This is a genomic window from Paenibacillus sp. 01T431 (assembly GCF_056398625.1).
This window is the reverse complement of sequence record NZ_JBFTPT010000013.1, coordinates 187,454-212,243: the sequence shown is the minus strand read 5'-3', so window position 1 is coordinate 212,243 and position 24,790 is coordinate 187,454. Positions and strand designations below refer to the sequence as shown.

23 protein-coding genes are annotated in these 24,790 nt (G+C 46.4%); 2 read left to right on the top strand and 21 right to left on the bottom strand.

The window, feature by feature from the left end:
- Positions 1–21 precede the first annotated feature (21 nt).
- From recJ to AC1DM9_RS23435, 5 genes are all read right to left on the bottom strand, one after another.
- Positions 22–2,040 (bottom strand): single-stranded-DNA-specific exonuclease RecJ, encoded by a 2,019-nt coding sequence (recJ, locus tag AC1DM9_RS23455; protein ID WP_477582467.1) that lies wholly within the window; start codon positions 2,038–2,040, stop codon positions 22–24.
- A 32-nt stretch (positions 2,041–2,072) separates the two neighbouring features.
- A complete protein-coding gene (locus AC1DM9_RS23450; protein ID WP_477582465.1) occupies positions 2,073–2,990 on the bottom strand; it encodes a cation diffusion facilitator family transporter in 918 nt (305 codons plus the stop codon).
- A 143-nt stretch (positions 2,991–3,133) separates the two neighbouring features.
- On the bottom strand, positions 3,134–4,048 hold the full coding sequence (secF, locus tag AC1DM9_RS23445) for a protein translocase subunit SecF (RefSeq protein WP_475447412.1): 915 nt from the start codon (positions 4,046–4,048) through the stop codon (positions 3,134–3,136).
- Complete coding sequence (gene secD / locus AC1DM9_RS23440; protein WP_076270831.1) at positions 4,038–5,270, bottom strand: protein translocase subunit SecD; 1,233 nt, start codon at positions 5,268–5,270, stop codon at positions 4,038–4,040. Before secD ends, secF begins: the two co-directional genes overlap by 11 nt.
- A gap of 82 nt (positions 5,271–5,352) precedes the next feature.
- Complete coding sequence (locus tag AC1DM9_RS23435; protein ID WP_076270832.1) at positions 5,353–5,592, bottom strand: post-transcriptional regulator; 240 nt, start codon at positions 5,590–5,592, stop codon at positions 5,353–5,355.
- 221 nt (positions 5,593–5,813) lie between these two features.
- On the opposite strand from AC1DM9_RS23435, the gene spoVB reads away from it, so the two are divergent.
- Positions 5,814–7,391 (top strand): stage V sporulation protein B, encoded by a 1,578-nt coding sequence (spoVB, locus tag AC1DM9_RS23430; protein ID WP_477582463.1) that lies wholly within the window; start codon positions 5,814–5,816, stop codon positions 7,389–7,391.
- Positions 7,392–7,449: 58 nt separating this feature from the next.
- Here spoVB and AC1DM9_RS23425 read toward each other — a convergent pair whose 3' ends face one another.
- On the bottom strand, positions 7,450–8,169 hold the full coding sequence (locus AC1DM9_RS23425) for a YetF domain-containing protein (protein WP_477582541.1): 720 nt from the start codon (positions 8,167–8,169) through the stop codon (positions 7,450–7,452).
- Positions 8,170–8,428: 259 nt separating this feature from the next.
- Here AC1DM9_RS23425 and AC1DM9_RS23420 point away from each other — a divergent pair, with 259 nt between their 5' ends.
- Positions 8,429–8,824, top strand: coding sequence for a TIGR04086 family membrane protein (locus tag AC1DM9_RS23420; protein WP_256711052.1), 396 nt, complete (start codon positions 8,429–8,431; stop codon positions 8,822–8,824).
- 55 nt (positions 8,825–8,879) lie between these two features.
- Here AC1DM9_RS23420 and yajC read toward each other — a convergent pair whose 3' ends face one another.
- The 15 genes from yajC to obgE all read right to left on the bottom strand — a co-directional run bounded on the left by yajC (position 8,880) and on the right by obgE (position 24,778).
- Positions 8,880–9,197 (bottom strand): preprotein translocase subunit YajC, encoded by a 318-nt coding sequence (yajC, locus tag AC1DM9_RS23415; RefSeq protein ID WP_076270836.1) that lies wholly within the window; start codon positions 9,195–9,197, stop codon positions 8,880–8,882.
- A 14-nt stretch (positions 9,198–9,211) separates the two neighbouring features.
- A complete protein-coding gene (tgt, locus tag AC1DM9_RS23410) occupies positions 9,212–10,345 on the bottom strand; it encodes a tRNA guanosine(34) transglycosylase Tgt (RefSeq protein WP_477582461.1) in 1,134 nt (377 codons plus the stop codon).
- Between the two features lie 22 nt (positions 10,346–10,367).
- Positions 10,368–11,414: a tRNA preQ1(34) S-adenosylmethionine ribosyltransferase-isomerase QueA gene (gene queA / locus AC1DM9_RS23405; RefSeq protein WP_477582459.1), complete on the bottom strand. Its 1,047-nt coding sequence runs from the start codon at positions 11,412–11,414 to the stop codon at positions 10,368–10,370.
- Positions 11,415–11,424: 10 nt separating this feature from the next.
- Complete coding sequence (locus AC1DM9_RS23400) at positions 11,425–13,545, bottom strand: SpoIID/LytB domain-containing protein (RefSeq protein WP_477582457.1); 2,121 nt, start codon at positions 13,543–13,545, stop codon at positions 11,425–11,427.
- A 2-nt stretch (positions 13,546–13,547) separates the two neighbouring features.
- Positions 13,548–14,000 carry a thiol-disulfide oxidoreductase DCC family protein gene (locus tag AC1DM9_RS23395; RefSeq protein ID WP_477549778.1) on the bottom strand — a complete coding sequence of 151 codons (453 nt, stop codon included), beginning with the start codon at positions 13,998–14,000 and terminating at the stop codon, positions 13,548–13,550.
- Positions 14,001–14,006: 6 nt separating this feature from the next.
- Positions 14,007–15,008: a Holliday junction branch migration DNA helicase RuvB gene (gene ruvB / locus AC1DM9_RS23390; protein ID WP_076270841.1), complete on the bottom strand. Its 1,002-nt coding sequence runs from the start codon at positions 15,006–15,008 to the stop codon at positions 14,007–14,009.
- A gap of 19 nt (positions 15,009–15,027) precedes the next feature.
- Positions 15,028–15,663 (bottom strand): Holliday junction branch migration protein RuvA, encoded by a 636-nt coding sequence (gene ruvA / locus AC1DM9_RS23385; RefSeq protein ID WP_054027250.1) that lies wholly within the window; start codon positions 15,661–15,663, stop codon positions 15,028–15,030.
- A complete protein-coding gene (ruvC, locus tag AC1DM9_RS23380; protein WP_076270842.1) occupies positions 15,660–16,163 on the bottom strand; it encodes a crossover junction endodeoxyribonuclease RuvC in 504 nt (167 codons plus the stop codon). The genes ruvA and ruvC overlap by 4 nt, the downstream gene beginning before the upstream one ends.
- A 161-nt stretch (positions 16,164–16,324) precedes the next feature.
- A complete protein-coding gene (locus tag AC1DM9_RS23375; protein ID WP_477582455.1) occupies positions 16,325–16,975 on the bottom strand; it encodes a BofC C-terminal domain-containing protein in 651 nt (216 codons plus the stop codon).
- A gap of 196 nt (positions 16,976–17,171) precedes the next feature.
- The gene (locus AC1DM9_RS23370) at positions 17,172–19,502 is read right to left on the bottom strand and encodes a LysM peptidoglycan-binding domain-containing protein (RefSeq protein ID WP_477582453.1); all 2,331 of its coding nucleotides are present in this window, start codon (positions 19,500–19,502) and stop codon (positions 17,172–17,174) included.
- A 203-nt stretch (positions 19,503–19,705) separates the two neighbouring features.
- Complete coding sequence (gene pheA, locus AC1DM9_RS23365) at positions 19,706–20,575, bottom strand: prephenate dehydratase (protein ID WP_430057746.1); 870 nt, start codon at positions 20,573–20,575, stop codon at positions 19,706–19,708.
- Positions 20,572–21,567 (bottom strand): homoserine kinase, encoded by a 996-nt coding sequence (thrB, locus tag AC1DM9_RS23360; RefSeq protein ID WP_477582451.1) that lies wholly within the window; start codon positions 21,565–21,567, stop codon positions 20,572–20,574. Before thrB ends, pheA begins: the two co-directional genes overlap by 4 nt.
- A gap of 5 nt (positions 21,568–21,572) precedes the next feature.
- Complete coding sequence (locus AC1DM9_RS23355) at positions 21,573–22,859, bottom strand: homoserine dehydrogenase (protein ID WP_076270847.1); 1,287 nt, start codon at positions 22,857–22,859, stop codon at positions 21,573–21,575.
- 24 nt (positions 22,860–22,883) lie between these two features.
- Positions 22,884–23,321, bottom strand: a complete 438-nt coding sequence (locus AC1DM9_RS23350; RefSeq protein WP_076270848.1) for an ACT domain-containing protein — start codon at positions 23,319–23,321, stop codon at positions 22,884–22,886.
- A gap of 131 nt (positions 23,322–23,452) precedes the next feature.
- Positions 23,453–24,778 (bottom strand): GTPase ObgE, encoded by a 1,326-nt coding sequence (gene obgE, locus AC1DM9_RS23345; protein ID WP_076270849.1) that lies wholly within the window; start codon positions 24,776–24,778, stop codon positions 23,453–23,455.
- Positions 24,779–24,790 lie beyond the last annotated feature (12 nt).

The window sequence follows — 24,790 nt, the reverse complement described above, 5'->3', positions numbered from 1 at the left end:
TGAGGTCAACCCTTTCCATTTCTAACTATTCATTATAATTTGTGTTGCTTCAAATTGTGCTTTTGCTTCTCTATAACGTTCAGAAGTAGCTAAATCACGTTTCTGAGGTGAGGGTGCTGCCTGCATCAAACCATTGTCTCGGTTAATAAATTGCAGCTCCTCGAATACTGCCAGCATAAGCTCAACCGTCTCTAAGGATAAACCACTTTGCTTCGATAAGCGAGCATTTAATCCTTGAAGCGGAACTTGCCCCAGCTGTTTCAACAGTTGATACACTTTGCCGAATTGCTCGCGCTCTGGAAATTCGACAGCAGCAGGATCAAAATGCACATCATGCAGTTGAAGCTGAGGTTTGCGCTGCCCATTCCACTCATTAACAGATAATTCCCCGACAACATCTATTTTGCTGCCCGGCTTTAATCCTTCTGCTAGCATTCCCATACTGAAGCCGATACCGTCTAATAAACGACGGCCGCTTCCTAGAGATAGCTTTAAGTGTCTTGACTCCTTGCCTATCGTACGACGATCTGCAAGCTCCGTCTTCTGAAACAGCAATCTTGGCGATGGATTTCCCATCCCGAACGGCTCAAGCTGTGAAAGCTCGGTAATCGTATCGAGAGTGGCTTCGCTAACCGAGCATACAAGATCAACAGACGTTTTGGGAATCCAATCGTCAGCGCTCAGCCATTCAGCAGCCAGCTCGCCAAGTTTCTGTTCAAATTCAGATAGTCGATCGCGATGAAGACTCATTCCAGCAGCGGCCTGGTGTCCTCCGTAATGATCGAGCAGCTCGTCGCAAGCTGTAAGGGCTGCATGCAGGTCGAAGCCTTCTATGGAGCGCGCAGAGCCTTTACACATCCCTGTCTGCTCATCTATCCCAAGTATAATAACAGGCTTATAATTGCGTTCAAGCAGTTTGGAGGCAACGATACCGATGACACCAACATTCCAGCCTTCACCTGAGAGCACAATAACTGGCGGAGGTGATGCATTCGCGGCTGCAGCATCGTCGCATTTGGTCTGCCACTGCAGCTCGGCTTCCTTCACGATACTCTCCACTACGCGCTGCCGTTCTTTGTTTAAACTGTCCAGTCCGATTGCAGTCAAAATCGCATTGTCATAATCGTCGGTTGTGAGCAGTTCGACTGCACGTTTCGCATGGTCGAGCCTTCCAGCTGCATTGATGCGCGGTGCCATTCCAAAAGCAATGCCTGTCGCAGTAATGCTGTCCAGCTCAATGCCGCCAGCCTCTGCCAGCGCTCGGAAGCCTACTCCTGCATGATTCTTCAATCGTTCCAAGCCGCAGCGAACAAAAATACGATTCTCGTCTTTAAGCGGCATTAAATCTGCTACTGTTCCAAGACTCACAATGTCGGCCCACTCAAGCGGAGGGCGCTCTAATAACGCATGCGCCAGCTTGAATGCAACGCCTACGCCTGCAAGCCCTTTGAACGGATAAGTGCAGCCTTCTTGCTTCGGATTAACGACTGCTGCAGCATTTGGGATTTGCTCTGGCGGCTCGTGATGATCAGTAACAACAACATCAATCCCGAGCTGCTTCGCATAATCAATTTCTTCAACAGCGCTGATGCCCGTATCAACCGTAACAATTAAACCGATGCCCTCTTCAGCAGCCAGCTCAATCGCTTTTTTGTTTAATCCGTAACCTTCCAAAGCACGATGAGGAATATAATAATCAAATTCATAATTTAATGATCGGAATAAATGTACCAATAAAGATGTGCTTGAAACGCCGTCCGCATCGTAATCGCCATAAATCCTTATTTTCTCATTGCTGGCTGCTGCTCGCTTTATGCGTGCAACGGCAGCCTCCATTCCAAGCAATAAATAGGGATCATGAAAATGCTCCACCCCGCCTCGCAAAAAACGTTCAGCCGCTTCGGTATCATCAAAGCCGCGCTGCACGAGAAGTCTCGCTACTAGCGGCGGCAAACTAAGATTCGCTGCCAAATCCTTCGCTTTTGCTTCGTCGTCCGCAGACCATGGCGCTACAGCCCATCTTGTCTTCCTTTGAATCATGCTGCTTGCTCCTCTCCTGCTGTTTGCTGTTCTTATTGCAGCAGTGTCGGCATCTGCTCCTGATTCGGATCATGATTAGACTTATAAGGATAACCAGGATCATAAGGCTCAACGAAAATCGATACATCCGTGACATGTATAAAACGTTTCATGACGAGCTGCTTTACCCTTTTGGCAATCTCTTGACCCTCAAGAACAGAAATGCGTGGATTTACACTAATAACCATTTCTGCAATGACATAATGACCATGCTCTTTCGCTCGCAAGGTTTGCACAGTAATGACTCCATCAACACGTTGAATAAGCTGCATCAGCTCATCCGGATTTTCCTCTGAAGTCTTGCTATGTTCATCTTTTCGCATAAAGACTGTAGCCATTCTGTAGCCGTTTACGATAACAATGACCGCAATAACGATCGCTGCCGCCGGATCAAAATAATAGAGCACCGGCACATTCAGCATTTTGCCAATAATCGCTCCGCTTGCGCCCACTAATGCTGCGACTGAACAATAAAGTCCTGTCATTCGATCCTTCGATGGAAAAAACAGCTGCTGCACGATTAGAGCAAGCGCGATGGCCACTGCCGAACTCCAGTGCGGAGCGCTCGTTACACGATCAGAAAGGTCTCTAATGGCAGATATACCGATTTCGAGCCCAACGATGAGAAGGACGACTGACAACAATATCGTTGTCGCCGTCTCTCCTCTTAAATCTACTGGTACCGCTTTGGCACCCGGGTTTGCCATTTTCCGCTGCCGGCTTGCCCTCAAACCTGAAAGGGCAACAACTCCTGCAGCGACCTCAGCCGCTGTTCGAAATGCATCCGCGAGCAGCGCTTTGCTTCCTGACAACCATCCTATTACACCTTTAAATAGAGCCAGCAGCATGTTTCCCCATAAGCCGGCCCAGCTTGCGGACTCTGCTTTTACATATCGCTGTGTGGTTGACATTTATACCTCCTAAAGGTTTTGCGCATGCAAAACCACTTCGTAAGCATCTACTTAAGTTTTGCGAATGCAAAACCTACTTCGTGAGCATCTACTTAGGTTTTGCGAATGCAAAACCTACTTCGTAAGCATTCAACTGCTTATAGTTAAGCTGTTTTCTTAACAACAGCCTTCGGCTTTTGTCTGCCTTTAAGCATTAGCCACAGCGGGCTCGCTATACAAATGGACGAGTACGCACCGCTTGTAAGACCAATGATTTTTGCAAGGGCAAATAGCTTGATTGACTCGCTTCCGAAGATGAACAAACAAACTGCAACGATAAGCACTGCTAATACAGTATAGATATTACGCGCCATTGTTTGCCAAATACTTGCGTTAACCATCTCAGCGAGCTGCTCACGGTTTTTATATTGACCAAACCGAAGATTTTCACGAATCCGGTCAAAAATAACGATTTTATCATTGATAGAATAACCGATCGTTGTCAACACCGCCGCAATAAACGGAAGATCAACTTCCAGACGGAATATCGAGAACAACGCGACAACGACAAATGCGTCATACAAAATCGCAATGTTCGCAGCTAGTGCAAAGCGCCATTCAAAACGAATCATGACATAAATCATTATGGCTACGCTGGCAATCAGTACTGCCCAGATCGTTTTGATCCCAAGCTCCTGCGCCATGTCCGGCGATACGACGTTAACCTCAGCCGATACTTGATCACCATACTTCGCTTTAAATAAGTCTTGAATTTCAGTGATTTTGGCTTGTGTAAGCACTTCGTCAAAACGAGCCGTTACACGTTCTTCACCTGTACCGCCAACTGTAGGCGTGATGCCTTCGATTCCTGCTTTCACAAGAATTTCTTTCGCATCCTGCTGGGTTACTGCTTTGCCTACTGAAATATCCATATTCGTACCGGCCTTGAAATCAACACCGAAATTAAGGCTGAAAAAAAGCAAAGACAAGATGCCGATTACGGTTAACGTGATCGAGAACAGAAAGAACTTATTGCGGTTCCCGATGAAATCATAACGAATTTTTGTATTAAAGTTCACGGATTTCTGCCTCCTTCACACCATAGTAGCTTGGTTTTGTAAACAGGTTGCTCTTAATAAGGAGCATAATTAAAAAGCGGGACAAGAAGATGTTTGTCAGCATACTTACCAAAATACTGAAAATCATCGTCAATGCAAAACCACGAATCGCTCCGTTACCGATAAAGTACAATACTGCGCTTGAAATGATGTTCGTAATGTTCGCATCCATAATGGTACGGAATGAGTTTTTTGATCCAGCTTTAAGCGATGAAAGCAAGCTTTTTCCGCTTCGAATCTCTTCCTTAATCCGTTCATACATGATGATATTCGCATCGACCGCCATACCTATACCAAGCACAAAGGCGGCTATACCCGGGAGTGTTAGAGTCGCGTTCATTAAATTAAATACTACGATCAAGAGCCAAGTATAAGTAATTACTGTAATACCAGCTACAATGCCTGGAATACGGAACAATATAACAAGGAATATCAAAATAATGACTGTTCCGATAACACCCGCCTCAACGGTGTCTTTCAAGGAAGCTAGTCCTAGTTTAGCGCCAACGCTTTGCGTATATTTCTCAGTGAGCTTGAGAGGCAATGCTCCGAGGTTAATCATATCGGCCATTTCTCTCGCTTCATTCACGGTATATTCACCCGTAATTGTAGCTGATCCGCCTGAAATTGGTTCTCTTACGGATGGTCTGGAAAGCTCTTTATCATCGAGATAGATCGCTAAATACGAACCGATCAACCGTGTCGTAATTTCCTCGAATTTTTTCGCATCCTTAAGTTCGATCGTAACAAAAGGTTTGCTTAAGTTGTCATAACCAACACCTGCACCATTTTGCTTAAAATCGCTGCCGTCCAGCTCGATCTTGCCGTCAGGTCCGCGGAACGTTAAATTAATTGGTTTAGCAAGAATCTCTCTTACTTCATTCTCGTTCGCAACTCCTGCAAGTCTCAAACGAATACGATTAGAGCCTTCAGTTGTAATTTCCGGCTCTACAATACCGAGCTCGTCAATCCGCTTTTCTAAGCTTTTTGCCGTTTCCTTTAGTGATTGCGGTGTTACAGCTTCTCCACCTTCAAGCGGCGTAGCTTCGTACAAAACCTCAAATCCGCCTTTCAAATCAAGGCCTAGCCTTACGTCTTTCACTAGCGATGGGCTTGTCCAAGCGATAACGCCAAACATAATGACTACGATCGCAAGGAAGGCAATTATTCTCTTCCCGAACATACGTCTAAATCCCCCTTATGATCTCAATATTCCTATTATACAGACGGGACAAAATCGAGTCAAAAAAAAAGAAACCGTCAATTTAAAATTGGGTTCCTTTGTATGCGCTTATCGTCATGAAATTCATAAATTTCATAACTTTTAAAGATAAAATATCATTTACTAATTCATGCAGTTCGGGCTGCCCCGACTTGTTATATTTCTGGCTAACGCATTCCCAAACCTCTTGACCCGTTACATGTTCGTAGCCAATGAGATGAAATTCCTCCGCTTTGCTGTTGCATAGCTCCTCAATCATACGATTTAATTCTTCGTCTGCCATGCTGCGCCTCCCAAAAGCTTATGACATAAAGCTGTATCCCATCTATTCGCTGTACCTCTGCCTTTTTCCTGCCCGCTTCATTGCTAATCTATAAATTGACTGACATGGAACTGGACATGCCGAGCATAAAGATGATAGTACATGCCTGTCTAAAGACTTCGACTCATATCAGCATCAGGCAGCATTTGGTTATTTCATGATAGAGAAGAGGGTACAACATAATGACAAAACGATCGGATCAAACAAAGCAAAACTTTATAAAAGGCGCCATGATATTGCTTGCTGCAGGATTAATTAACAGGCTGCTTGGTTTCATTCCTCGCATTGCACTCCCCCGTATTATGGGGGCAGAGGGTGTTGGATTATACCAGCTAAGCTATCCGTTTCTAACTGTCATGATAACCCTCATCACAGGAGGCATTCCGCTTGCCGTTGCCAAATGGATTGCTGAAGCGGAGTCGCAAGGTGATTCCAAACGAGTAAAGTATATTTTTCGAACGGCTATGCTCCTCGTTACTTCGCTAGGCGTATTGTTGACCGCTCTCATGCTTCTTTTTGCACCTTGGATAACGAAGCATGTGCTGCCGGATGCCCGCGTATACCGCACCTTTATGGTTATGACGCCTATGCTGCTCATTATTGGCATATCCTCGGTTTATCGAGGTTACTTCCAAGGCAAACAGAACATGATTCCGACCGCTGTATCTCAAATCGTAGAAACCTTGCTGCGCATTGTTGCATCGCTATCATTTTCCTTCATGCTCCTGCCCTATGGACTTGAATGGGCGGCTGCCGGCGCTATGCTTGGAGCCGTGCTTGGAGAGATCGGTGGCCTCGCCGTACTGCTTTGGAAATACTACAGAGACAAATCCCGCATCAAACAAAAAGCTCTCAGTCATCCAGATGAAAAAGCAGGGAAAAACATTCCTGTATTGCGAAAATTACTTAGCTTATCCATTCCTGTTACAGGCAGTCGATTAGTCGGCTCCTTCTCCTACTTGCTGGAATCCATCTTTACCGTACGGAGTTTAGCGGCGGCAGGAATTACAACGGGCATCGCCACTGCGCAATACGGAGCATTGCAAGGAATGATCATACCGCTGCTTTTACTGCCAACTGCATTAACCTACTCACTTGCTGTTTCTTTGGTACCATCCTTATCCGAAGCGGCTGCACGCGGAGATCATGCGTTAATTCACAAACGGCTGCATCAATCGATGAGGCTTGCACTTGTTTCAGGGGCGCCTTTTGTTGTTATTATGGCTTTGTTAGCTGAACCGATTTGCCGTATCGTTTATAACCATGCCGAAATAGCTCCGATGCTCCAGCTCATCGCTCCTGTTGGCATTTTCATCTATCTGCAGGCTCCCCTGCAAGCAGCACTCCAAGCACTAAATAAACCGGGAACGGCATTAATTAATACATTAATTGGTGCGGTGGTCAAGCTATTTCTCATCGTTCAACTTGCATCGAATGCTGATTTTGGAATATACGGTGCTTTAATCGCTATTAATGTCAATATCGTACTCGTCACATTATTGCACGGCATTAGCGTATTGCGGTTCATTGGCTTCCATATGAAAGTGCTTGATTTTGTAAAAGTTGGCACCGCTATGATTATTATGGGAGCTGCCGCCAGGTTTACGATGAATCATAAACCGCTCTCCATGGAATGGGTAAATTTACTTCTTGCATGCGCAGCTGGCGTAATCATTTATTTAATTTTGATGATCGTAATGAAAATCATTGATCGCCACGATATGGTGCGTTTACCATTGTTCGGAGCTTGGTTTAAATAACAATGGTAAGGTCATCGAATGATAAAAACCGCGGTAAAGAAAGGGATAAGCCCTCTCTTTAACGCGGTTTTTTATCATGCGTATCAATAAACAACTTCCCTTTATAGTCAATCGTACAAAAAAACACGTCCTTAAAATCGAAGACGCCTCTTTCCTGCAAAACATTTTTTAACCAAAATCTTGTCTTTTCAAGATTTTCCAAGTTTTTGTCCTGCACCTTGCCATCCATAATAAGCGGGACAGGCAATATCTCAAATCGATATTTCGGTGGAAAAATATTCGTTTGATTGTACTGCTTCAGCTTTTTGTCGGATCGCTCTGATTCCTGACCTTCATTACTGCCCTCTTCAGACTCATCAGCATTTTCCTTGGGTATGACGGACAGCTTGCCGCTCGTCTCCAAAATCGCAAATTCAACATCCGATACAGCACTGATTTTATTTTCCCTTAACTGCAGCATTAGATCATCCAGATTGTACCGCTGCTTGCGCATAACGTCACTATTCAGCTTGCCCTTGTCAATAATTACACTTGGTTTGCCATCAAACAGCAGTCTTAGCTTTCGACTCTTCATCGTCATAAAAGCACTGCCTACTTGAATAATCATCAAAACGACCATCGGTAAGATGCCTTCCCACATCGCCCGCTCCATGTCTTCAATAACAATGACTGCAATCTCAGCAATCATGACTGAAATAACGAGATCGAACACGGAAAGTTTACCGATTTCTCGTTTTCCCATAAAACGCATGATCAGAAATACGACGAAATAAATCATTATCGTCCGGATCAACAGGCCCCAAAATTCCAAAGGAAACCGCCTCCTCGTCTTTATCATTCGAGCTGATGCCAGCTGCGTTTTGTCCGTAAAGCTATTCTGACCTACGTGTTACAACATCATACTCCTGCTGTTTATACGAATATATGGCAATGCGGAATAAGCTGCTCATAAATACATACTGACAAGCTAATTCCTGTACTATTCTACCTAGCTTGACCATATGGATAAGTAATACGTTCATAACGCTGGGGGGAATATGATGAGTTCGGTTAAACAAGCACCTAAGCCGCCTTTAATCGCTTCACCTTTGCTTGCCGGAGTGCTTTTTTCAATCATTTGGCTAGCAGTAGGCGCATTGCTGCTCTCACTGCTTTTGCATTTTACGGCAATGAAGGAAAGCAGTTTGCCTTCTAACGCCATGCTGGTTCACGGCTTCGCAGCACTGGCGGGGGGCTTTACATCAGGAAGACGCTCTGAGAACAAAGGCTGGTACAATGGCGCACTGCTCGGTTTGCTTTATGGCGTAATTGTTATCATTATCAGCTTTCTTGCATCAAATGCTTCCTTATCCGTACATAGCATCCTTCTTCTAGGCGCTGCTCTCTTATCAGGCGCATTTGGCGGTATGATTGGCGTAAATATGAAGAAATGAACATTTACAAAAAAAAAACCGACTAACATGCAAGCATGTCAGTCGGTTTTTTTAATTATTTCTCTAAATCAACCGACGCTGGTGCGGAGTTGATAATTGTATTAATTGCGCTGCGCTCAAATGTCATTTTAGTTGTATCGTTGACACGAATAACAACCGTATCGTCACTCAGCTCAACGACTGTGCCATGCAATCCACCAATTGTTGAAATTTTATCGCCTTTCTTCAATTGGTTAAGCATGCTTGCACGAGTCTTTTGTTTCTTCTGCTGCGGACGGATAAGCAAGAAATAAAAAACCGCAAACATAAGCACAAAAGGCCAAATCATTTGTAGGATATTTGTTGATCCTGCTTCACCTGCTGCTTGCAACATCGAAATCCCTCCTTTCAAAACCCTTTCTCATTATCGAACAGGCCGTAGCTTGTGAAGAAGGAATCCCGGAAATCCAAAAGCCGGTCATCCATGATCGCTTGCCGAACGTCCCGCATGAGTTGTAGCAAGAAATGCAAATTGTGATAAGTCGTCAGCCTCATACCGAACGTCTCATCCGCTTTAATTAAATGCCGGATATAAGCTCTGGAATAATTCGTGCATGTATAGCATGAGCACTCTGGATCCAGAGGACCATAATCCTCAGCGTACTTCGCATTACGGATGACGAGTCTGCCTTGGCTTGTCATGGTTGTCCCATTGCGAGCAATACGCGTTGGCAGAACACAATCGAACATATCAATACCGCGGATAGACCCTTCAATCAATGCATCCGGCGATCCAACTCCCATAAGGTAGCGTGGTTTATTCGCTGGCAAAATGGGAACCGTATAGTCGAGAACATCATACATCAGATGTTTAGGCTCTCCAACACTCAGTCCACCAATAGCATACCCCGGGAAATCCATGGAAGTCAATTCATTTGCGCTTTGAATACGCAAATCTTTGTACATCCCCCCCTGAACGATAGCGAACAGCCCTTGGTCATGCGGTCTTGCGTGAGCCTTAAGGCAGCGCTCTGCCCAACGTGTCGTACGCTCCAACGATTTCTTCACATAGTCATGCTCGGCAGGAAATGGCGGACATTCATCAAATGCCATCATAATATCAGAGCCAAGAGCATTCTGAATTTCCATCGCTACTTCTGGTGAAAGAAATTTTTTGTCGCCATTGAGATGGGAACGAAAGTGTACGCCTTCCTCGGTAATCTTACGCATTTCGCTAAGGCTAAAAACTTGGAATCCGCCGCTGTCTGTTAGAATTGGACGATCCCAGTTCATGAACTTATGCAATCCTCCAGCATTTCTTACAATGTCATGTCCCGGTCTTAGGAACAAATGGTAGGTGTTGCTCAAAATAATTTGAGCATCCATCGCTTTCAGTTCTTCTGGAGCCATCGTTTTCACAGTAGCTTGTGTTCCTACCGGCATAAAGGTAGGAGTCTCAATCACACCATGCGGAGTGTGTACACGTCCTAGTCTTGCTCCTGATTGTTTGCATTGTTTGATTAATTCATATTTTACAGCCACAATTCACGCTTCCTATTCCTAATTAGTAAATAAACATGGCATCGCCAAAGCTGAAAAATCGATATTCATGAGCAATCGCTTCTTCATAGGCGTGCATGACAGCATCTCGTCCAGCCAGCGCACTTACAAGCATAACGAGCGTTGACTTTGGTAGATGAAAATTGGTGAGTAATGCATTGACAAGCTTAAACTCGTATCCTGGGAAAATAAAAATAGATGTCCAGCCGTTGCAAGCTTCGATTTCTTTTCCTTCAAAGCGAGCAGCAACAGTTTCCAGCGTGCGGGATGAGGTTGTTCCTACAGCGATAATACGTGCCCCGCTCCGTTTGGCTTCATTAATTATTTCGGCATTTTGTTCACTCAGCTCATAATACTCTGCATGCATTTCATGATCCTCAACAAGGTCAACGGACATTGGGCGGAATGTGCCTAGTCCAACATGCAGTGTTACGTAGGCGAGTTTAACGCCCTTCGCTTGCAGACGCTGAAGAAATTCTTCCGTAAAATGCAAGCCAGCCGTTGGTGCTGCTGCCGACCCCGCATGTTTCGAATACACGGTCTGATACCGCTCGCGTTCTTCAAGCCTTTCCTTGATATACGGAGGCAATGGCATTTCTCCAAGACGGTCAAGCAGCTCCTGGAATATCCCCTCATATTCAAAACGTATCGTACGTCCGCCCATTTCGCCTTCTTGCTCAACAACAGCGCGCAGCAGCGGATTGCCTGCACCATCATCTCCAAAGGATAGAGCGGTGCCGACCTTTAAACGTTTTGCCGGTTTTCCGAGCGCATCCCAGCTGCCATCCTCAAGCTGTTTCAATAACAACAGCTCAATCTTTGCGCCCGTATCGCTCTTCATCCCCGTCAACCTGGCTGGAATAACTCTAGTGTCATTTAGAACTAGGACATCTCCAGGCTTAACATACTGCTCTAAATCCGTAAATCTATTGTGCGTCAATTCGCCTGTTTGCTTGTTTAATGCAAGCAATTTCGAGGCCGTTCTGTCAAGCAATGGCGTCTGAGCAATTAAATGTTCCGGTAATTCAAAATCAAACCATTCTACGTTCATATCGATTCAATCATTCCTTAGCGATGGTGACATCTTTGTAGTAGTATTTCAAAATATATTGATAGTCATACCCTTGCTGAGCTAGGCTTAATGCTCCGTATTGCGATAATCCGACCCCGTGTCCGTTGCCAGACCCTACAAAACGGAACGAAGGCTCCTTCGTAGCTGCGCGAATATTACCGCTGCCATTTAATATAAACAAGTTAGCGTTAACCGCCTCTGTTTTTGCGCCTCCGGCACTAATCATATAAACAGGATTCGAATCCGACGGCTTCGTACGTGTTGCTGATCCAGCACCAAGCATAGCAACCTTCGCGGTTTCCTCAATCTGGAACAACGTACTTGGCAAAGACCCTTGTACACCTAGTGCAGCACGATAATCAATCGGATAAGTAACAGCTAGCTTTTGTCCATTTGCTGTAATTTCTGTCGCACGTCCTGAAGCGCCGCGCAGGCTCACTTCGAGTGATTTGAGCGGACCTGAGACGGGAGTCTTCACTTTGCCGTTAATCGTAGTTAACATTTCTTGTGCGCTGTAAGGACCACGTATCCAAGTCATTGAATTGGATTCTACACTTTTATCCAGGACAACGACCCGTGTTCCGTTGTCAACCGTTGCAATGACAGGGATCGTATCCTGAATAAGTGGATGCTTGCGCACTTTTGTGCCGTTTGTATTTACTAGCATGATACGACTTCCTGCTGCTGTCGTTTCTCCTGTCTCGGCTAGTAAATCCTCTCTAATATAACCAATAGCTCCGCTAGGGACAACAACGCGGTACCAATTGTTCAAACCTACCTCCGATGAAGTGTCCGGGCTTTTGACAGCCTGCATATAAGGAACTGCATTCCCCCACGCTTCTTTGGCATCAGCCGTAAATCCACCACTGTTGGCTGAATAGATCGCATCAATAGCTTTTCCATTGTACATTGCAACTTCGCCTGCTGTCTCTTCGACGGCAGCAATGGTTGATGGCCTCTCTGAGCCTACACCGTAATACGCTTGGCTTAAAGTCGTATCCACGACATGTGCGATTTGGAAACCAAATCCTCGGTTTAAAGCATAAGTGCGTGCAGCAACCGCTTGTGCCTTAAGTGCTTCGATAGGCCATGTAGGGTACATTTCCACACCTACAACTGAATACAAGTATTGTTCAAATGGAAGTTCATTTACGACTGCCATCCGTCCATTTAATATACTAAGCTCAAATAGTCCTCTATAGCTGCGAGCGCTCCGCTCGTTTAGCTTAATTGGATCATTCCCGTTTGGAGACACCGTAACCTTCGTATCGTTGCCAGCAAACATATACAGCTCAGTACTGCTTTCTGCTTTGACAGTTACGGTATGATCATTTCTTATGAGCAAGTAAGCCGAACTAGCATCGGCCTCCTTCAACGCCGCTCCGCCTGAAGCATTTGCGGCAGCTGCTTTAACAATTTGCAGCTCAGCAGCTGATACAGCCGCCCCTACCATTACCGAGTAGTACGCTGATCCATTTTGCTGTGAACGAATAGCAACATAGGCATCGAGGCCAACTGCGCCGAAGCCGCTGGCTGCTGCTATTGCATCCGCTTTGCTGGTCAAAGGACCGCTCTCCAAATGAAGTGGGCCTTGAACTACCGAGTTCGAGCCGCCAACTAGCTTAGACAGCTCACTGTCACCCTTCCACTTCGTTTGCGCAGTAACAGCTTCTGCAGCTGTTTTGTATGTACCTTCAATGACCTGATAGATGATTGCACCATTTTTTGAAAGGGAGGTTATAAAAGCAGTCCCCTTCAAAGCTTGCAAACGTTTCTGTACAGCTAGAGCTGAAGCAAACGTTGAGCTCTCGTACACTTTGACTTTAAAGCTGTCAACTGCGAATCGAGCTGTAGCTGCTCCATCTACATTAAACCAATTATTGATGCCATCAGGCTGCCTTACACCGATGCTCATTCCACCCGTTGATGAAAATGTGGCAGCTGCTGTCGTATCATCGTATTTCCCAGGCAATTGCATGAACAAAGCAACTCGGATATTGTCGAGCTTTGGTACTGCTGCCTGTGATGGAGAGCCTGTCCATGCTGTAGCAAGCAGTACAATTGCGATCGTCATAATTAAATAACGCTTCATATTCCGTTTAATTGACATTCCTAGTTCTCCTCCCTCTTCTGCGGCAAATCGCAGCCATTAACGGAACAGCTTTGTTCTGTAGATCCAAACCATTCATATCTTCTTTTGGCTACAAATTTGTACATACGATTAGCTATGCTTTTCATACCAGGTATTCGATAAATTACTGACAGCCAGCGAAAGCCCTTTACCGTTCTTAATATACGAACAATTCCATCCGCACCAGCAAAGAGCTGCCCCTGCTCATCAGCAACATGCATTTTCTCATACAACTCATCAAATTTCAACAAACCAACGGAAGGAATTAGCTGTTCCGTACTGCCTGCTGCCTCCAACTGTTGAATTTGAACATAATGCAAATCCGCTTTAGAGTGAAGCTCCTTCAGCTTCGCAATGGAACCCAGGCACAGATTGCAATGGCCATCATAGATAACATAAAGTTTCTCAGCGGCACCTTTGGCTCTGGAACTCATGGCGTACTACCTCCCCGGTATCGGTAGACCTAGGTGACGATAGGCGTTTTCCGTAGCAATCCGGCCTCGCGGCGTTCGCTGTAAAAAACCGATTTGCATTAAATACGGCTCATAGACATCCTCAATCGTTTGGCTTTCCTCGCCTATCGTTGCTGCAATTGTATCAAGGCCAACTGGCCTGCCGGCAAAAGTAGTCATCATCGCTTGCAGCATTTTGAAATCGATGAGATCGAGTCCCATTTTATCTACCTGCAGCAGCTCAAGCGCCGAACGCGCGATGTCATGTGTAATCACGCCGTCGCCGCGCACCTGCGCGAAATCACGCACTCGTTTAAGAAGACGATTCGCAATCCGCGGTGTTCCTCGAGACCGCATTGCAATCTCAGAAGCCGCTTCACCTACAATGCTGACGTTCAATATTTCTGCTGTTCTAGCCACGATAAACGCAAGCTCATCCATTGTATAAAATTCTAATCGGCTCACTACTCCAAAACGATCACGAAGCGGCGCAGATAAAAGCCCTGCCCTTGTAGTCGCGCCAATCAAGGTAAAAGGCGGCAAATCGAGTCGAACCGATCGAGCGCTCGGCCCTTTGCCAATCATAATATCGAGTGCAAAGTCTTCCATTGCCGGGTACAATACTTCTTCTACCGTGCGATGAAGGCGATGAATTTCATCAATAAAGAGTACATCGCCTTCCTGCAGGTTCGTGAGCAGTGCAGCAAGATCACCAGGACGTTCAATTGCAGGTCCGGATGTCGTGCGAAGGCTCACTCCGAGCTCATTGGCAATAATGTTCGACAAAGTCGTTTTACCAAGACCTGGAGGCCCATACAGCAGTACATGATCAAGCGCTTCTTTGCGCAATTTTGCTGCTTCAATATATATTTTCAAGTTTTCCTTGGCTTTTGTTTGCCCAATATATTCGGCTAAATAACGGGGACGCAAGCTGAGCTCAACTGCCTGATCTTCCATCATCAGGTTGGCGGAAATGATTCTATCATCCATCTGCCTTCATCTCCCTACTTTAACCTTTAAATAGCTGCTGCAAAGCCCGCTTCATCAAAGAATCGACTGATTCCTCCGCCGTAACGCTATGCTGCAATCCATTCCATGCTTTATCAAGCTCCGCTGCTGTGTAGCCCAGCGCAGCAAGCCCTTCCCTTGCTTCCTGCCAAGCGGTGCCTGCGCCTTGACCTGAATGCCTGCTCGATGTGAGATCAAGCGCAACACCTGCCGCAGTCAAAAGACCTCCATCCAGCCCCGCCCCGATCAGCTTGTCCTTTAGATCTAGAATCATCCGCTGTGCGGTTTTTTTCCCTATGCCCGGAAGCTTAATGAGAAACGCTATATTTTCCTGCTGAATAGCGGCTATAACCGCATCCGGTCGACCACCTGACAAAATGCCCAAAGCGACGCGCGGACCAATGCCGGATACCTCCAGCAGCTTGCGGAACAGCGTCTGCTCCTCTCTCGTCTCAAAGCCAAACAACAAAACAGCATCCTCGCGAACGTTATGATGAATATAGACGACGACGGGCTCTTCTTTTTTTGCAAATGCATACGGATTAGGAGTAAATACACGATAGCCGGTATCTCTTACGTCCAGAACGATATATTCGGATTCTAGATGGACGACATTGCCTCTTAAAAAATCGATCATGAACGTTTCACCTCATTTATTTTCTGATTGAGTACGACCGAGTGCGCATGACAGATTGCAACAGCGAGCGCATCGGCAACATCATCGGGCTTCGGCACTGCCGAAAGCTTCAAAAAAACCTTAACCATTTCTTGCACTTGTTTCTTCTCCGCTTTGCCATAACCAACAACCGCCTGCTTTACTTGAAGCGGCGTATATTCGCCAATAGGCAATCCGCGCTGCGCAGCAGCCAAAATAATAGCGCCCCTAGCCTGCGCCACATCAAAAGCCGTCGTCACGTTTCGATTAAAAAATAGTTTCTCTATGCCCACAGTGTCCGGCTTATATTTATCCATTAAAGCGCCCGCAGACTCGTAAACTTGCAGCAAACGCTGCTCTGAAGGCGTATGAGCTTCCGTCTGAATCGCACCGTATTGAACGGGCGTAAGCTTATGTCCGATCTTATCTATGAAACCAAATCCAACGATCGCATAACCAGGGTCAATTCCAAGAACGCGCAAACGGTCATCTCCTCAAAATAACTGCTTTCTCCACATACTCACTGAAAGTTGCTTCATCCATTATAGCAAAAGATGGCGTGAATGAGAACGCGCGTTTGATATTTCGGCCTTTAGACATAAAGAAAGGAGACCGCACGATGATGTGCGATCTCCTTTGTCACTTACTCTTGCTGATAGGCTGGGTTCATTACTTTCTGATTTTGCTCAATAGCATAGTCGCTATAGGTGGATAGAACACTATTATATTCTTCCATGTCGGTTATCCGAATCCCTCTGGTAAGCTGGTCCAGCTTATCCTGCGGCAAACTGCTCTCCATATAACGTACGTCCAGCTGGAAAAAGGTTCGAACAACCTTTTCTTTTTTTGGAGCTCCGTCATAAAGTGTAAGATTCCCTTTCTTGTCGACGCCCATATACGCATTCGCTTTACAATGCTCGGACAAATCCTCAATACGCTCTTCAAACTGAACGGTGCCCTGTTCTTGATTCAACATGACCTTCCACTCCGGATGTGCAAGCACTAGCTGAACAATCTCCTTACTCATCAATTGACCCAGAAGCTTCGATTCTTCGCCGCACACATATACGAGGCGCAGCTTTGCAGATAGAGCTCCATCAAGCTTCTTCTCAAGCTCTTGAATAACGCTCGTTTGATTCGCTGATGGCTTGGGTGCAGCTGTGACAACATTTTTATTAGCGATAAAGAGCCAACCTGATAGCAAGCAAAACATAATAACGCCTAACATCCAAACGGGACGCCGCTTTCTCTTTAAACGTTTCTTTAAGTTTTTCCAAAGGCTGAATTCCATCATAGGGAAGACCCCTTCTTTATATTTTTTGATAGTATGCGCCATAATTACATAAATATTCAAAACGATTTATTTGTAAGAATCCATAGTTTAAGCTGCTTGTCCGATACCTGTTTTTTCAAAAAAATGACTAGCATTATGTATTCATAATAAAGAAAGCCCCAAAGGATAGTAGACCTTTGGGGCAGCATGCATTCATTTAACGATTGATCCAAGGCTGATTTCCACGTTTTTTCGGTTTATTAGGCCGTGTGGAAACTGTTCGAATAACTGCTTTTTTGTTCGATTTCTTTGGTACAACTATCTTTGCTGGTTTTTCAATTTGTACGTCAGCCGCCTTTGCGGTGTTTTGATCAGAACGATTTCCTTTGCAGCCGCAATCGTCTTGATTCATATTGCCTACACCGGCTGTTTGAGGCCAACCCTGATTAGATGGAAACGGCTGTGAGTACGGGGAGAAACCAGCTACAGGATAACCATAACCGCCATCATTTTGCACTTGAACCGGCATTACATTCCCATGACCGCCATGACCATAGCCGGAGCCATAACCATATTCAGGCTGCATGCTCGATGGGAAAGCCATCCCTTGGTTCGGCTGTGTTGCAAACGGCGATACCATCCCTTGGTTCGGCTGTGTTGCAAATGGCGATACCATGCCTTGGTTCGGCTGTGTTGCAAACGGCGATACCATGCCTTGGTTCGGCTGTGTTGCAAATGGCGATACCATGCCTTGGTTTGGCTGTGTTGCAAACGGCGATACTGCACCTTGGTTTGGCTGTGTCGCAAATGGCGATACTGCACCTTGGTTTGGCTGTGTTGCAAACGGCGATACCGCGCCTTGGTTTGGCTGTGTCGCAAATGGCGATACCGCACCTTGGTTCGGCTGTGCCGCAAATGGCGATACCGCGCCTTGGTTCGGCTGTGTTGCCAGCGGTGATACACTGCCTTGGTTCGGCTGTGTCGCCAGCGGTGATACACTGCCTTGGTTTGGCTGTGTCGCTTGAGGGGACACCTTACCTTTATTCGGCTTTGTTGCCAGCGGCGATACCATGCCTTGGTTCGGCTGTGTTGCCAGCGGTGATACCATGCCTTGGTTCGGCTGTGTTGCCAGCGGTGATACCATGCCTTGGTTCGGCTGTGTTGCCAGCGGCGATACCATGCCTTGGTTCGGCTGTATTGCCAGCGGCGATACCATGCTTTGGTTCGGCTGTGTTGCCAGCGGCGATATCATGCCTTGGTTCGGCTGTGTTGCCAGCGGCGATACCATGCTTTGGTTCGGGAAAGCAGAAGTTCCGGCTACCATTTGACCACTTTCCTGCATGCCATGCTGGAGTGGATTTATCATTGGATAACCATAACCCCATTCAGGGCCAACGCCCATTGGCATGCTGGATGGAGATGGGTAACTGCCGACAAATACCATCCCCGGCGGACACTCAAATGGCGCCTCGTTGCCTTCATGCATTGGGCTTACCGTACTTCCGAATGGCACAGGTTGATGCCAATCTCCGTAACCGTAGCCATGTTCCATGTGAGCAGGCATGGTCATTGGTTGACCAAATCCATACCCCGACTGAATTGGCATGGTCATCGGTTGCCCGTAACCATATCCCATCTGAGCCGGCATAGTCATCATTGGCTGATGATGCCCATATCCTCCGTAAGTAGGCTGTTGTGCAGCTGGCGAGATTGCTTCAGGTGCTTTTGGCAAATCATACAAGGATAATGCTTCGGTTGCTGGGATGCCATATTGCTTGAATAAATCAACATTTGGCTTGTATTCGGAATGAATCGGTTTTAGCTTTTTCTCAACAGGCTTTTCGATTGGCAGTGCCTTTTTGGCTGGCTCAACTGCTGCCGCCTTAGGGGCAGGAAGAGGAGCTGGTTCTACTGGCTTCACAATAGGTGCTGTTGGTTTTTTCTCTTGTACAGGTGCAACAGGCGTTTCAGGAGCAGGGGCTACCGGTGCTGGTGCAATAGGCGCAGTTGGCGTCTTGCCTGCAATTGGAGCTGTTGGTGTTTTTCCAATAATAGGCGCTGTAGAAAGCTTTCCGACCCAGCCCTGTACCCCTTGCATGATTGAGCTTGGGTGAAGGGCGTGATGGCCTCCCGTGTTTTGTGCCACGCTCTGCCCAGCTTGTTGTCCAGTACCTCCAGTACCTTGGCCACCAGTTCCTTCAGTCATGGTTTCGCCTACTTTAGGGATATTCACAACTTCACCAGTAAGCAATACATTCGGATTTTTGAGCTGCGGATTCGCTTTAATCATATCCGCGAGAGGCACGCCCCAAGCTTTCGAGAGCTTCCAAAGGGTATCACCTTGTTTCACAATATGCTGATGCATGATGTCCATTCCACCTCCTGCGCCGCCCGCGATGCTTGAAGGAATTTTCAGCTTCATGCCAACATCAATGGCGTCCGGATTCGTAATACCCGGGTTCAGCTTCAAAAGCTCTTCGAGCGATACATTATACTTTTGGCCGATAAAGTATAACGACTCGCCTTTCTTCACAATATGGATTTTCACTCGTTGTTAACCTCCTGTCACGTTCTGAATAACCAGGCACTGCTAATGCCTATTATCAATCCTTACATCCTATGCAGAATATGGGCAGGTGTCTCCACTTTCACAAAAAAAATAGTAAAAAGCCGAGTTCACCCAACAGAGTGAACTCGGCTTTCTATTCCAATATCGATTAAACCTAAGATGTAACGCACAACCAGCTATGCTTATTTCTTGAATTCAGTAAAGCTTGGATAGCTTCCTAATACGCGAACCTGACATCCGATTGCTTCAATTTCTTGAATGGCTGAAGGTAGTAAAACAGTATCAAGAGCCATATCAATGTCGATGAAGAAATAATAATTGCCGAGCTTCTTCTTCGTCGGGCGCGATTCAATTCGGGTCAAGTTGATTTTGCGCCATGCAAAAGCAGAAAGAACCTGGTGGAGCGCTCCCGGGTAATCCTCTGGCAATGTAATTAAGATGCTCGTTTTTATTTTATCGGATTTACGATCGGTATAGGGCTCTGATCCGACCAGCAAAAACCGAGTGTAATTATTATCATGATCTGTAATCTCACTTGCGAGAACATCAAGCTTCTCGTTCGCAGCAGCTGTCATCGTGCCAATAGCTGCCAAACCGGCATTCGGGTTATTTTGAACGATTCTAACGCCCTCAGCTGTACTGCTGACATGTTCTGTAACCGCATGCGGAAGATGTGTTCGCAGAAATTGCAAGCACTGTGCGATCGCTACAGGATGGCTGATCACTTTAGTAATACGTGAGTAGTCCATTTCCCCATTATCGTTTAACAGTTCAGATTGCCGGCCGATCAAATTTTGAATGGAGGGATAAACCCACTCCGCTTGAATCGGAATATCAACCTCATGTACAAGCCAATCCATATGAAGGCTAACAGAACCCTCAATCGTATTCTCGATCGGAATGATGCTGTAATCACTTATTCCATTGACAGTAGACAGGAACACATCGGATATTAGCCGATGATGCTTCCAGTTTATTTCTTCACCGCGGAATAAATGTCTTGCTGCCTCATCCGATACGGAGCCAGCAGGTAAAACCGCTATCGTCTTCATCGCTTCATATCTCCTTTAATTCGATCCGGAAGAGGAATCGCAGGCTGCGAAGAAATTTCCTCTATCGTAATTTGAGGACCTTGAGCGCTTGGCGACAGCCATAGCGTATTTGCTTCAATGCCCTCCTGCTTCAGCGTATCAAGCAGAAATGTTTCAAGCATGGATTCGCCCGAGCTGTGTGCAGCACCGGCTTCCGTATCCTCAACAAATGCAATCAGCGTCGGCCCTGCTCCGCTTAGCGCAGCACCAAGCGCGCCGTGCTCTACCGCGCGCTCCAGTATAGTTGCCATGCCGGGAATCAAGGCTGCACGGTAAGGCTGGTGCAGCCGATCCTTCATCGCATGGCGAATCATACCTAGCTCGCCGCCAGCAAGCGCCGCGACGAGCAAAGAGCTGCGGCTGACGTTAAATATGGCGTCAGCCATACTGATTGAAGACGGAAGCGCATGACGCGCCTTCTCCGTCGACAGCTGAAAGGCTGGAATCGCGACAAGCGTCTTCAGCTTGTGATGCGGCTCAATTCTAACATAATCTGCTCGCTCTCCATCCCAAGCCGAGACGACAATGCCGCCGTATAGTGACGCGCCGACATTGTCCGGATGGCCTTCCAGCGCTGTTGCCATTTGGAACAGCTTATCATCCGTGAGCGGACTGCCAATCAATGCGTTCGCAGCAACCAGAGCGCCTACGATTGCAGAAGCGCTGCTGCCTAGTCCACGAGTGAGCGGAATATCGCTGTGCATCGAAATCGAGAGCTCAGGCACGGATACGCCTGCTTCTTTGAACACAAGCTGCGCAACCTTATAAATTAAATTCGTTTTATCCTTTGGCAATCCATTCATTTGATCACCGAAAAACTGGAATTCCGTTTGCTCAGAGATGCTCATTTCAATCCATGCGTATAGCGAAAGAGCCATCCCAAGCGTATCAAAGCCTGGTCCGAGATTTGCTGTACTTGCTGGTATTTTTACGATTACTCTGCGATTGTTCATAAGATTTATCCTTCTACGCGATAGACGCTTTTCACTTTATGAACGACATCCAGCGAGTCAAACTTAGCAAGCACCTTCTGGATAGCCGCTTTGTTCGCGTCATGAGTGATGATGATGATCTCAGCTTCCGGATTAGACGGTGTCGGCTGCTGCAAAACCGACTCCAAGCTGACCTCAAAGTCAGCGAATACTTGCGTTATGCGTGCAAGAACGCCGGCACGATCTGCCACTTTAAGCAAAATGAAATATTTAGATGAGATCTGCTCGTCAGTCTTGAGCTTCTTCTCTTTATAAGCAAGGCTTCCCTGCATGCCGTTCACACCAAGCTTCAGGTTTTTCACAACAGCAACCAAATCGGATACGATCGACGTAGCAGTCGGAAGCTCACCCGCGCCTGCACCGTAGAACATCGTTTCACCAACAGCTTCGCCATATACATAAACCGCGTTAAACACGCCGTTTACCGATGCGATAGGATGCGATTGCTTCACCATCGTTGGTTGAACGCTGATGCTGATCAAATCATCCTGGCGCTCTGCGATACCAAGCAGTTTCACTTCATAGCCAAGACGCTTCGCGTACAAAATATCTTCTTTGGATACTGATGAAATGCCTTGAACGGATACATCCTCAAGCGCAACATTGGCACGGAATCCGATCGTAGCGAGAATTGTCATTTTGCGCGCTGCATCAAGTCCTTCGACATCTGATGTCGGGTCTGACTCCGCATAACCAAGCTCCTGTGCTTCTTTAAGCACATCTAGATACGAAGCGCCTTCTTGACTCATCTTTGTCAAAATAAAATTCGTTGTGCCGTTCACAATGCCCATAATTTTATTAATGCGGTCGGAGGCGAAACCTTCGACAAGTGTACGAATAATCGGAATACCGCCGGCTACGCTCGCTTCATACAAAACATCGCAGCGGTTTTCTTTGGCTTTGGCCAATATTTCAGGACCGTGCATTGCCATCAAATCTTTATTTGCCGTTACGACATGTTTGCCGAGGGACAGCGCTTCTAGAATATATTCTTTCGTAAGCCCAATTCCACCCATAACCTCAACGATAACATCAATTTCAGGGTGGCGGATGACTTCCCAAGGATCCTCAGTTAGCTTGCTTGCATCCACTGCAATATTACGCGATTTGCTTTTATCTTGAACGAGCACCTTTTCAATTACGATCGGCGAACCGACCTGGCTAGCCAAATCATCCTGATGTCCCTCAACAATTCGAACTACACCTGTACCAACTGTACCAAGACCCAATAAACCAACTTTAACCGGCTTCATATATACCCTCCATTATCAATTCTGTTATCCTTGTCCGATGACCGAAGCTTTACGCACGCCTGGTTGACTGCGAAGCATTTCAACCAGCGATGACAGTTCTCCGGAAAGCTGCGAAATATCGACCGAAATGACGACATTAGCGAAACCTTGGAGCGGAATGGACTGATTCATCGTCAGCACATTGCCATCTTGGCTCGCCACCATGCTAAGTACGTTGGAGAGTACGCCTGAACGATGCTCCAAATCCATAGAAATGGTCGCAATACGTTCTCGTTCCAGCTCATTTAGCGCGTAGACACCATCTTTATACTTATAAAAAGCGCTTCGGCTAAGTCCAACACGTTCAACCGCCTCATGTACGGTTGCCGCATCTCCTCGGCCAAGCATCTCCTTCACTTGTATCGTCTTCATAATCGCTTCCGGTAAAATATCCTCTCGAACGACATAATAGCGTTTCGTCACTATACGTCCTCCTCAAAAAGACAATTGTTCACCTATAGTGGACATTATATCGAAATATACAGTTTGGGGCAATAGGCAAAACAAGAAAAGACGGCTTTCGCCGTCTTCATTTGTTAATATGTGCGAATGCTCTAGCCATTCGGATTATAGTCGCTGCCCTCGAAGAATTCAAAAGCAAAGTCGCCGATTTGAACCATATCGCCGTCTTTTGCCCCCATCTTGCGAAGCTCGGCATCGACACCCATTTTGCGCATCGTGCGTGCAAAACGCATAACTGCATCATAAGAAGTCAAATTCATCCGTTTCATGTAGTTGCTAATGCCAGCACTAACAATAACGAACACTTCATCTTCCTTATGGATGGTGAAAGTCGTTTCTTCGCGCTTCTCGTACGTATAAACTTTACGCTCAGCAACATCTTTCACATCCGCGATTTCAACTTCCTCTGAAACCGTATCAAGAATATCAGCTGCTTTATATAGTAGCTCCTGTACGCCTTTTTTCGTTAGCGAGGAGATTGGCAAAATTTCATATTGACGTTCACCGCTAACTTCTGCGAGCTTTTGCTTGAATAACTCAAGCTGCTCCTCAGAATCCGGCATGTCCATTTTGTTTGCAGCAATAATTTGCGGACGATCTGCTAGCTTCTCATTATAGAGAACAAGCTCCTCGTTGATTTTCACCCAATCATCAAAAGGATCGCGTCCTTCAGACGCTGACATATCGATAACATGAACGATAACCCTCGTCCGCTCTACATGACGAAGAAACTCATGACCTAGACCAACGCCTTCATGCGCTCCCTCGATAAGTCCAGGCAAATCAGCCATTACGAAGCTGCGGCTATCGCCAACGTCTACAACACCTAGATTCGGTGTAATGGTCGTAAAGTGATATGCGCCGATTTTCGGCTTAGCGCCAGAAACGACAGATAGCAGGGTTGATTTGCCTACGCTTGGGAAACCAACAAGGCCTACATCTGCCATTACTTTAAGCTCAAGAACAACCCAGCGCTCTTGTCCTTCTTCACCATTCTCCGAAATATAAGGAGCTGGATTGTTTTGCGTAGCGAAGCGAATGTTGCCGCGTCCGCCGCGTCCGCCTTTTGCAATAACGATTTGTTGACCGTGACGAGTCATATCTGCAATAATTTCTTGCGTATCATCATCAACGATTATTGTACCGGGCGGAATCCGTACGATTGTATCATCAGCGCCCGCTCCGTGCATGCTTTTTACTTTTCCGCGCTCGCCGCGATCAGCCTTGAAATGCTTCTGATAGCGGAAGTCCATCAGTGTACGCAAACCCTCGTCAACTTGAAAGATCAAGTCGCCGCCTCGGCCTCCGTCGCCACCTGCAGGACCGCCCTGCTCTACATACTTCTCACGGCGAAAAGAAACGATACCATCGCCTCCGTCGCCGCCTTTTACAAATATCTTCGCTTTATCGACAAACATGATGTGCCCCCG